Source organism: Frigoribacterium sp. Leaf44 (genome assembly GCF_001421865.1).
GTDB lineage: Bacteria > Actinomycetota > Actinomycetes > Actinomycetales > Microbacteriaceae > Frigoribacterium.
In genome coordinates this window covers 31302-42251 of record NZ_LMLG01000005.1, presented here as the reverse complement: position 1 = coordinate 42251, position 10950 = coordinate 31302, and the positions used below count along the sequence as shown (strand labels likewise).

5 protein-coding genes are annotated in these 10950 nt (G+C 71.6%); 2 read left to right on the top strand and 3 right to left on the bottom strand.

Going from position 1 to position 10950, the window contains the following annotated elements; genetic code table 11:
- Nucleotides 1-209 precede the first annotated feature (209 nt).
- The 3 genes from ASE87_RS07505 to ASE87_RS07495 form a co-directional block, all read right to left on the bottom strand.
- The gene (locus tag ASE87_RS07505; RefSeq protein ID WP_056227258.1) at nt 210-2372 is read right to left on the bottom strand and encodes a DEAD/DEAH box helicase; all 2163 of its coding nucleotides are present in this window, start codon (nt 2370-2372) and stop codon (nt 210-212) included.
- Nucleotides 2373-3100: 728 nt separating this feature from the next.
- Nucleotides 3101-6247, bottom strand: a complete 3147-nt coding sequence (locus tag ASE87_RS07500; RefSeq protein ID WP_056227256.1) for an efflux RND transporter permease subunit — start codon at nt 6245-6247, stop codon at nt 3101-3103.
- A gap of 163 nt (nt 6248-6410) precedes the next feature.
- On the bottom strand, nt 6411-7865 hold the full coding sequence (locus ASE87_RS07495) for a PLP-dependent aminotransferase family protein (RefSeq protein WP_056227253.1): 1455 nt from the start codon (nt 7863-7865) through the stop codon (nt 6411-6413).
- Between the two features lie 62 nt (nt 7866-7927).
- Here ASE87_RS07495 and ASE87_RS07490 point away from each other — a divergent pair, with 62 nt between their 5' ends.
- Together ASE87_RS07490 and ASE87_RS07485 are read left to right on the top strand one after the other, a co-directional pair.
- Complete coding sequence (locus ASE87_RS07490; protein WP_056227251.1) at nt 7928-8554, top strand: YitT family protein; 627 nt, start codon at nt 7928-7930, stop codon at nt 8552-8554.
- Between the two features lie 112 nt (nt 8555-8666).
- Nucleotides 8667-10943 (top strand): APC family permease, encoded by a 2277-nt coding sequence (locus ASE87_RS07485; protein ID WP_082452469.1) that lies wholly within the window; start codon nt 8667-8669, stop codon nt 10941-10943.
- Nucleotides 10944-10950: the final 7 nt, after the last annotated feature.

Sequence of the window (10950 nt, the reverse complement as noted above, 5' to 3'; positions counted from 1 at the left end):
CCCCCGCCGCACCGAGACCCCCGGAAGTCACCGAGACCCCTCGTCGCGCGGGGGTGTCTCGGCGACTTCCTGGGGTTTCGCGGTCGCAGGAGGTGCGGCCGCACGACGAAGAACCCCGTTCCGAACGATGAACCCCCGAGATGCGGGGTTCGTCGTTCGGAACGGGGTTCGAGACCAGGAGGCGCGGTGCGCGCCCCGAGGAGCGCTCGCTACGCCTGCACGCCCGCGAGCTGGTCGATCAGGCGGTCGCCCGAGCGGACCTCGATCATCTCGGCGTCGATCTCGGCGCGGTCGAGCAGCTCTTCCATGCGACGGCGGCGCTGACGCGTGATGAGCGTGACGACGGTGCCCTCCTTGCCCGCGCGGCCGGTGCGGCCCGAGCGGTGCATGTAGGTCTTGTACTCGTCGGGCATGTCGGCCTGGACGACCAGCTCGATGTCGTCGACGTGGATGCCGCGGGCGGCGACGTCGGTCGCGACGAGCACGTTGACCTTGCCGCTCGTGAGCAGCTGGAGGTTGCGCGTGCGGCGGGCCTGGTTCAGGTCGCCGTGCAGGCTCGTCGAGCGGATGCCGGCGTCTTCGAGCTGGTCGGCGAGCTGCTCGGCGAAGGCGCGGGTGCGGGCGAAGACCAGGGTCTTGCCGCCGCCCGAGGCGAGCTGCTCGATGACCGCGGTCTTGTCGCGCTGCTCGATCAGCAGCACGCGGTGGTCGATCGTGGCGCTGGCCTGATCTTCGCCGGCGACCTCGTGGACAGCCGGGTCGACCAGGAACTCGTCGACGAGCTTCGCCACGCCCTTGTCGAGCGTCGCGCTGAAGAGCAGCTTCTGGGCACGGGCGCCGTCGGGGCGGACCGTGGCGGTCTCCCGGATGATGCGCTGCACCGGCTCGAGGAACCCGAGGTCGCACATGTGGTCGGCCTCGTCGAGCACGGTCACGACGACCTCGCTCAGGTCGAGGCGACCCTGGTCGATGAGGTCCTCGATGCGGCCGGGGGTGCCGATCACGATGTCGACGCCGCGGTTGAGCGCACCGACCTGGCGCTGCTGGGGCACGCCGCCGTAGACCTGCGTGGTGAAGAGGCCGACCGAGCGGGCGATGGGCTGGACGGTGCGGTCGATCTGCATCGCGAGCTCACGGGTCGGGGCGAGGATCAGCGCACGGGGCTTGCGGCCCATCTTGCGGTTCTTCGCGCCGTTGTTCTCCATCAGCTTCTCGACCAGCGGGGCGCCGAAGGCGATCGTCTTGCCCGAGCCCGTGCGGCCACGGCCGAGCACGTCACGCCCGGCGAGCACGTCGGGGATCGTCGCGGCCTGGATCGCGAACGGAGCCGCGGCACCCATCGAGGCCAGCTGACGCTCGATGTTGTCGCCGAGGCCCAGGTCGCCGAAGCTCACGCCCTCGACGTCGGCCGCGGTGACGACCTCGGCCTTGAGCTTCTCGAGCTTGACGTCGTCCTCGGGCGAGTAGTGGGTCGCCGCGTCGCGCTTGGGGTAGAAGTCGCTCGACCGGTCGCCGACGCGGGCCGGGCGGTCACTGCGGTCGCTGCGGTCGAAGCTGCGCGGGGCGCGGTCGTCGCGAGCGGGGCGGTCGCTGCGGTCGAAGCTGCGTGCCGGACGGGCGTCGCGGTCGAAACCGCCGGAGGCGCGGCCACCGCGCTCGGGACGGTCACCGTACGAACGGGGCGCGCGGTCGTCACGAGCAGGCCGGTCGCTGCGGTCGAAGCTGCGCGGGGCGCGGTCGTCACGCGAGCGGTCGTCACGAGCCGGCCGGTCGCTGCGGTCGAAGCTACGGGGTGCACGATCGTCACGAGCCGGACGGTCGTTCCGGTCGAACGAACGCGGGGCACGGTCGTCGCGAGCCGGACGGTCGCTGCGGTCGTAGCTGCGGGCGCCGCGGTCGTCGCGGGGAGCGCGGTCGTCGCGAGCCGGGCGGTCCGAACGGTCCCACGAGCGGGGTCCGCGGTCCGAGCCACGGGCGGCGTCGCGGCCACCGTCGCGGCCGTAGCCACGCGCGGCCTCGCGGCCACCGTCACGGCCGAAGCGGGGCGCGGCGTCACGGCCACGCTCGCCGTTGCGGCTGTCGAAGTCGCGGTTGCCGAAGCGGTTGCCGCCGGCCGGCTTCTCGCGGGGCTCCCAGTTGGGGCGTCGGTCCTCGGAGCGGGCGGCGCCGGGGGCACGGTTGCCGCCACCGTCGCGGGTGCCGAACTCGCGGCGTCCGCGGTCGGCACGCTCGCTGGCGTCCCAGCGCTTCTTGGGGGCCGGGGCCCCGGCCTCGTCGGCACGGTGGCCGCGGTGCTTGGGGCTCTTCGAACCGGCCTTGGGGGCACCGGCGGTGCGGTCGGTGCGCGGGCGGGAGTTGTCGTAAGGAGACATGGAGGAGTTCTTTCCGGGCTTGTCAGAGATGACGCGAAGAAATACCCGGGCAGCCATTGACCAGGACCGTTCACAATCGTGAATTCATCCCGTCGTGACTCGACGGGAATCCGGCCCACAAGACTTACAAACCCTCGTGCTGTTCAAAGCTGTGCATGATCGGCACCCGCAGGTGCCGATGTGCTCGCGCCACAGGCGCGGTGTCTTGAGCCGACCCACCTACGATACCCGAGCCTCCCCCGAACCGGAAGCCCCGCCTCCTCGGGTCGATCGACGACCGGAGCCCACGTCACGCGGTGAAGCGGGCGAGTTCGTGCCCGACGGGCCAGCGCGTCAGCCCGTCGGGCACGGACTCGCCCGTTTTGCCGGCACATCCCGGCGTCGACCCCCCGACGTGCCTCGCGCACCACCCGGCCGCAGCGCAGAACCCGACCTGCCTGCCGGCGTACCGAACCCGACCCGCCGGCCGCATCCCGGCGTACCGAACCCGACCCGCCGGCCGCCTCCCGGCGTACCGAACCCGACCCGCCAGCCGCATCCCGGCGTACCGAACCCGACCCGCCAGCCGCATCCCGGCGTACCGGACCCGACCCGCCGGCCGCATCCCGGCGTACCGAACCCGACACGACCGGGCTGACACGCCGCTCAGGTCCTGCCCTGGGCGGCGTGTCGACCGCCCGTTGTCGCGAATTGCACAGCCAGGCCCGAACGCGGCACGCCGGCCGTCGTCACACCCGGGTGGGAGCCTGCTCGGCAGCCTCCGCCGCCCGCCGGTCGGCCCGGCGTTCGCCGATGCGCTCGAACAGGTAGTAGATGACGGGCAGCACCACGAGCGTCAGCAGGGTGGACGACACGAGCCCGCCGATCACGACGATGGCGAGCGGCTGCGAGATGAAGCCGCCGTGCCCGGTCACGCCGAGCGCCATCGGGGTGAGCGCGAAGATCGTGGCCGCCGCCGTCATGAGGATCGGCCGCAACCGCCGCGACGCCCCCTCGAGCAACGCCTCGCGCACGCGCAGCCCCTTCTCGCGGTACTGGTTCACCAGGTCGATCAACACGATGGCGTTGGTGACCACGATGCCGACCAACATGAGCACGCCGATCAGCGACGCGACACCGAGCGGCACGCCCGAGGCGAGCTGCAGCAGGATCGCCCCGGTCGCCGCGAACGGGATCGACACGAGCAGCAGCAACGGCTGGATCAGGCTGCGGAACGTCGCCACCATGACGATGTAGACGATCAGGATCGCGATCAGCACGGCGAGCCCGAGCTGCGAGAACGCGTTGGCCTGGTCGGCCGTCGCCCCGCCGATCGTCGCGTCGGTCCCGTCGGGCAGCTCGACCGCGGCCACGGCGTCGGACACCTCGGTGCCCGCGGCGGACAGGTCGTCGCTCGACGGCGTGATCGTCACGGTCGCCGAACGCACCGCGTCGGTCGTCGTGACCGACGTCGGCCCGGTCGTCTGCTCGACCGTCGCGATGGAGTCGAGCCGAACGGGCCCGGTCGGGCTCGGCAGCTCGAGGGCCTTCAGCTCGTCGAGGGTCGTCGGCGGTGTCGGATCGACCGTGTAGACGTCCACCGAGCTGTCGTCGATCTCGAGCGATCCCACCCGGAAGGGCTGGATCGCCTGCGACACGATGCCGCCCACGGCGACCTCGCTGTAGCCGAGCGCCGCGGCGGCGGCGCGGTCGACCTGCACGCCGATGACCGGCTGGGCCGCCTGGAGGTTCGAGCTGGCCTCGGCCGTGCCGGGAAGTCCCTGCACCTTCGTCAGCACCGCGTCCGTCGCGGTCTGCAGGCTGTCGGGGTCGGGTGCCGTGACGTCGACGGTGATGTCGTTGCTCGTGCCGAACCCGCTCGACGCCGACACCTCGATCTCGCCCGCGTCGGTGACGTCGTCCAGCTGCGACCGGACGTCGGCCTGGAGGGCGTCCTGGTCGGCACTCTCGTCCGTGGTGATCGAGTAGGTCACCGTGCTGTCGCCCGAGCCACCCAGGAAGCTCGCGATCGACGTTCCGCTCGAACCGATGGTCAGCTGCACCGTCTCGATGCCGTCGACGCCCTCGAGCACCTGCTCGACCTGGTCGGCGGCGTCGGACTGCGTCTGCAGGCTCGACGCGGGCGGCAGGGTCTGCGTGACGGTGAAGGTGTTCTGCCCGCTGGCCCCGAGGAAGTTCGTCTTCATGAAGGGGATGACGGCGCCCGTCCCCACCAGGATCAGCAACGCCACGAGGATCGTCACGACCGGGCGCTTCAGGGTGCCCCGCAGCACGGGGACGTACGCGCGACGCAGGCGGTCGAGCGGCCGGGTGTCGGACGGGTCGGAGGCGCGGGTCGTCAACGACTCGGTCGTCGCCCCCTCGACGGCGGCGGCCTCGCCTCCCGGAGCGTGCTTGTGGGCCTTCGGCGCCCGCAGGAACCAGTACGCCAGCACCGGCACGATCGTGAGCGCGACGAACAGCGACGCGACGAGCGCGATGGTGACCGTCAGGGCGAACGGTCGGAACAGCTCGCCCGTGATGTTGCCGACGAACGCCAGCGGCAGGAACACCACGACGGTCGTGACCGTCGACGCGGTGATGGCACCCGCCACCTCGCGCACGCCGACCTTGATCGCCTCGAGCCGGTCGACGCCCGCGGTGAGGTGCCGCTTGATGTTCTCGATGACGACGATCGAGTCGTCGACCACGCGGCCGATGGCGATCGTCAGCGCACCCAGGGTGAGGATGTTCAGCGTGTAGTCCGCCGCCTGCAGCCCGATGAACGTGATCAGCACGCTCGTCGGGATGCTGATCGCGGTGACGATGGTCGACCGGATCGACAGCAGGAAGATCAGGATGACGATCACGGCGAACACGAGGCCGAGCAGCCCCTCTTCGGCGAGCGCGTCGATCGACTGCTGGATGAACGGCGCCTGGTCGAACACGACCGTGAGCTCCACGCCGTCACCCAGGTCGGAGGCGAGGCTCGGGATGGCGTCGCGGACGGTCTGCGACACGTCGACAGTGTTGGCGTCGAGGGTCTTGGTGATGGCGACCGTGAGGGCGTCCTGCCCGTCGACGCGGCTGATCGAGGTGACGGGGGCACCGGTCAGCTGCACGTCGGCGACGTCGCCGATCGTGGTGGCCGAGGTCCCGCCGAGCAGCGGCAGGGCGCGGATCTCGTCGACGCTGGTGATCCGCTGCCCGGCCTGGATCGACAGGGTCTTGCCGTCCTGCGTGATGGTGCCGCCGGGGATCAACGTGCCGTTGGCGTCGAGGGCGTCCTGGAAGGAGGCGGTCGTCAACCCCGCGGCGGTGAGCGCCGTCTGGTCGGGCGAGATGGTGACGCGCTGGCCGGCGTCGCCGTAGATGGACGCCTCGCGGACGCCGTCGAGCTTCTGCAGGTCGGGCACCGTGACGGTGGTCAGCCGGTCGACCAGGGCCTGCGAGTCGGCCGAGTCGTAGCCGGTGACGGCGATCTGGATGACCGGCAGGTCGTCGAGGCTGCCCGTGACGACCTGGGTGTCGACCGAGTCGGGCAGCGAGAGCCGGTTGATCGCCGACTGGATCTTCTGCTCGGCCGAGTCGAGGTCGGTGCCGTAGGTGAACTCGGCCGACACCGTGCTCTGCGAGGTGCTCGAGGTCGCCGAGGTGCCCTCGAGGCCGGGGATGATCTGGACGGCCTGCTCGATCGGGGTCGAGACGTCCTCGTTCACGACCTCGGGCGTGGCACCCGGGTACGAGCTGACGATCGCGATCTGCGGGAACTGCACGTTCGGTGCGAGCTCTTGCTTGAGCGAGGTGAGGGCGATGCCACCGAAGACGGCGACGACGATGGTGACGAGGGCGATCAGCGCGCGGTTGCGCAGGCTGAAGACGGACAGCAGGTGCACGGTGCTCCGGTGGTGAGAGGGAGAGCGGAGGAGGCGCGGTGAACGACGTGCACCGCGCCTCCATTGTCACCAGCCTCTCTGGGAACTGGCGGCGCTTCCTTACATGCTGTGCAGATCGCTGCCCGGTCACCGTGATGGGGACGAGCCGACCGCACGCCCCGGCTCAGACCACCTCGGCCAGCAGCGGCGAGGCCGGCGCCTGCACCCCGTCGACCCCGTCCCACGCCGCGCGCAGGGCCGCGAGCGCGCGGTCGGTGTCGCTGTCGGCGTACGAGAACGGCACGCGCAGGAACCGTTCGAACGCTCCGTCGATCCCGAACACCGGCCCGGCGGCGAGCAGCAGCCCTTCTCGGCGGGCGGCGAGGGTGAGCTGCGAGCTGACCGGCGCTCCGAGGCCGACCCAAGTGGTGAGCCCGCCCGCCGGCGACGGCACCTGCCAGGACGGGAACGCCTCGCGGAGGCCGTGGACGACGCGGTCGCGACCTCGGCGTAGGTGGCCGGCCCGCGCCTCCAGCACGCGGTCGAAGTCGCCGAGCAGCTCGGCGACCACCAGCTGCTCGAGCACGGGAGTGCCGAGGTCGCCCGCCGAGCGGGCGCGCACGAGCCGGTCGACGAGCGGGCGTTCGGCGCGGATCCAGCCGATGCGCAGGCCGCCCCAGAGCGACTTGCCGACCGAGCCGATGGTGACGGCCCGTCCGTACGCGGCCATCGGCAGGGGTCGCTCGACGCGCGAGCCCGGCTCCACCCCGTCGATGGCCATCTCGGCCATGGTCTCGTCGGCGATCACCACGGTGCCCTCGGCGGCCGCCGCCTCGAGCACGCGCACCCGCTGGTCGGCGGGCATCGTCGCGCCCGTGGGGTTGTGGAAGTCGGGCATCAGGTAGGCCACCGGCGGGCTCGTGCGCCGCAGGGTCTGCATCAGCGCCGCTTCGTCCCAGCCGTCGTCGACGGTGACGCTGACCGGAACCAGGCGGGCGCCGGCACCGCGGAGGGCCTCGAAGGCGTGCGGGTAGCCGGGCGCCTCGACGACGGCCCGGTCGCCGCGCGAGACCAGCACGCGGGCGAGCAGCGCGATCGCGTGCTGCGCCCCGAGGGTGACGACGATCTGCTCGGCGCTCGTCTCGAGCCCGCGGCGTCGGTACCGTTCGGCGACGGCCTCGCGCAGCACGGGCCGCCCGACCGGGTCGTAGCCCGGGTCGTCCAGGTACGCGCCGAGCCGCCCCGCCGCCCGTTGCGCCGCCTCGGCGATGCCGTCGACCGCGGGCAGCGCCGCCTTCGTCAGGTCGAGCAGCCCCTCGGTCGTCGTCGGGCGAGGCACCGAGGCACGAGCCGGCAGGCGGACGACGCTGCCGCTGCCGCGGACGCTGTCGACGTGGCCCGAGTCGCGGAGGGCGGCATACGCCGCGGCGACGGTCGTCCGGCTGACACCGAGGTGCGCACAGAGGTCGCGTTCGGACGGCAGGCGCGTGCCGACGGGCAGCCGCCCGTCGAGCACGAGCAAACGGATGCGGTCGGCGAGCGCCAGGTAGCCGGGAGCCGAGGAGGCGCGCCACGAGTCGAGCAGCACCCCGAGCGCTCGCGACGAGACGGTGGTGGCACCGTGGTCGAGGTTGGTCACGCGGCCACCCTAGGCCGATTGGACCCTTGCCACCAGGCCAGTCGGACGTTTGGATCGACCTCATGCTCCTCTCGCGTCGCCTGCTGCAGTTGTTCGTCGGCCTGACCGCCTACGGCTTCGCCATCGCCGTCATGATCCGCGCCGGCATCGGCGTCGCCCCCTGGGACGTGCTCTCGCAGGGCCTCGTGCGGCACACCGGGCTGACCTTCGGCACCGTCACGTTCGTCACGAGCTTGGTCGTCCTGCTGCTCTGGATCCCCCTGCGCCAACGCCCGCGCTTCGGCACGATCGCCAACACGCTGATGATCGGCCCGGTCGCCGACCTCGGCCTGCACGTGCTGCCGCAGCAGACCGAGTGGTGGGCGCAGGGCCTGACCTTCGCGGGTGGCCTGCTGTTGCTCGCCGTCGCGAGCGGTCTCTACATCGGGGCCGACTTCGGGCCGGGCCCGCGTGACGGCCTCATGCTCGGCCTGCACGCCCGGCTGGGTTGGCGGGTGGGCGTCGCCCGCACCGCCATCGAGGTCTCGGTGCTCGCGGTGGGCTGGCTGCTCGGCGGCCAGGTCGGCATCGGCACGGCGGCCGAGGCCCTGCTGATCGGCCCGCTCGTGGCGATCACGTTGCCGTTGTTCGCCCGGCGGCGGATGGCGACCTCCGTCGTGGTGCCGGCCCGCGCCTCCTCGTCCGCCTGAGCCCGAAGCCCACGGCCGGTACGAACCAGTTCGGACGGACCCGCGCTGACCGGGAATAAACCGCCCGCGAGCGAAGTTGACACGCCCTCGCACGGGAGTAGAGTCGCCGCTCGTGACCAACGACACCCGGTCGCCGAAGCGTTGGCTGATCGGTGAACCCCTGCCCTCGGAGAAGCTCGAGGGGCAGCTGCTGCCGAAGCACCTCGCACTGCCGATCTTCGCCAGCGACCCGCTCAGCTCGGTGGCGTACGCGCCGCAGGAGCTGCTGATGATCCTGCTGATCGGCGGCCTCGGGTTCCTCACGCTCGCACCGTGGGTCGCCGTCGCGGTGGTCGTCCTGCTGCTGGTCGTGGTCGCCTCGTACCGCCAGTTGATCAAGGCGTACCCGTCGGGCGGCGGCGACTACGAGGTCGCCCACAAGAACCTCGGCGAGAAGGCCGGGCTCGTGGTCGCCTCGGCGCTGCTCGTCGACTACGTCATGACGGTGGCCGTGTCGGTCGCCTCGGGCGTCGACAACATCATCTCGGCCGTGCCCGAACTGGCGCCGGTGCGCGTCGAGCTCGCGATCTTCTTCGTCATCCTGCTGGCCGCCGTCAACCTGCGCGGCGTGCGCGAGTCGAGCAAGGCCTTCGCGATCCCCACCTACCTGTTCGTGTCGAGCGTCTTCGTCATGATCGTCATCGCGCTGGTGCGCACCGCCCTCGGCGACCCGCCCGTCGCCGAGAGCGCCGAGTACACGGTGCAGGCCGACCAGCTCACGCAGGCCGCCTTCGTGCTGTTGCTGCTCCGGGCGTTCTCGAGCGGCTGCTCGGCCCTGACCGGCGTCGAGGCCATCGCGAACGGCGTGCCCGCGTTCCGACGCCCCAAGGTGCAGAACGCCCAGAAGACCCTCGTGCTGATGGGCAGCATCGCCATCGTCCTGTTCGCCGGCCTCGTCGCCGTCGCCCTGATCGCGAAGGTGCACTACGCCGAGGACGCCTGCGACCTGCAAGGGTTCGTGGACTGTGCCACCACGCCGCAGCGCAGCCTCATCGCGCAGATCGCGAGCGCGGTGTTCGGCGGGGCACTGTTCGGCATCCCGTTCTACGTGATCCAGGCCTGCACGGCGGCGGTGCTGCTGCTGGCGGCGAACACGGCGTTCAACGGGTTCCCGCTGCTCGGTTCGATCCTCGCCCGCGACCAGTACGCCCCCAAGGCGCTCAACACGCGCGGCGACCGACTGATCTACTCGAACGGCGTGATCGTGCTGGCCCTCGTGGCCTGCGCCATCCTGCTCGTGTACCAGGCCAGCGTCACGGGGCTGATCCAGCTGTACATCATCGGCGTCTTCGTCTCGTTCACGCTCGGTCAGACCGGCATGGTCGTGCACTGGACCCGCATGCTGCGCGAGGGATGCGCCGACCGGGGTGCCGTGTACCGCGCCCGCGGCATCAACGCGTTCGGTGCGCTCCTGACCGCGTCGGTGCTGATCGTCGTGACGGTGACGAAGTTCACGCACGGCGCCTGGCTGGTGTTCGTCATCATGCCGATCCTGTTCGTGCTGATGCTCGGCGTGAACCGCTACTACCGCGACGTGCTGGTCGAGATCGAGCCCGACGCCACGACGCAGTTCGGCTCGCACGGCGACCACGCGATCGTGCTGGTCGGCACCATGCAGAAACCCGTGCTGAAGGCCCTCGACTACGCCATCGCCGCACGCCACGAGTCGCTCGAGGCGATCCACGTGGGCATCGACGACGAAGCAACGGCGCTCCTGCAGCGTCAGTGGGCCGAGCAGGACATCGAGGTGCCCCTGCGCATCGTCGCCTCGCCGTACCGCGACATCAGCATGCCGCTGATCAAGTACATCAAGGCCCACCGTGAAGAGCACGGCAGCGAGGTCGTCACGGTCTACACGCCCATCTACATCGTCGGCCACTGGTGGGAGGCCGCGCTGCACAACCACAAGAGCCGCCGCATCCGCCAGAAGCTCATGCTCGTGCACGGCGTGACGATCTCGCTCGTGCCGTGGCTGCTCGACTCGTCCGAGGTGCTCTACGGGCGTCGATCGCGGCCGATCCCCGGCCAGGACCGCCGTGGCGAGCCGATCCGCCCCCGCCCCGTGCCGCGCCGCGTGCTCGAGCCGGCCGGTCGCCGGTCGGGCGCCGCCGGCGGGGCCCTGGGCGCCGACGCGGGCCCGGACGGCCGCGCCGGGGCGGCGGTCGAAGGAGGCGCGGTGCAGCGGGGCCTCGACGTCCAGCCCGCGCAGAACGGCACGAAACCCGGCCCGAAGCAGCCCCCGCGCGCACCGGGCTCGGCGGCCGGCAACCGCGGAGGCGGCGCCGCCGCACGCAAGGCCCGCTCGGCCGCCCGCAACTCGACCGGCACCTCCCCCCGCAAGAAGAAGTAGCGCCGGC

What these genes read in the sequence shown, in the direction of transcription:
- ASE87_RS07505 (WP_056227258.1), bottom strand. Translation starts at nt 2,372, where the DNA reads ATGTCTCCTTACGACAACTCCCGCCCGCGCACCGACCGCACCGCCGGT.
- ASE87_RS07490 (WP_056227251.1), top strand. Translation starts at nt 7,928, where the DNA reads ATGCTCCTCTCGCGTCGCCTGCTGCAGTTGTTCGTCGGCCTGACCGCC.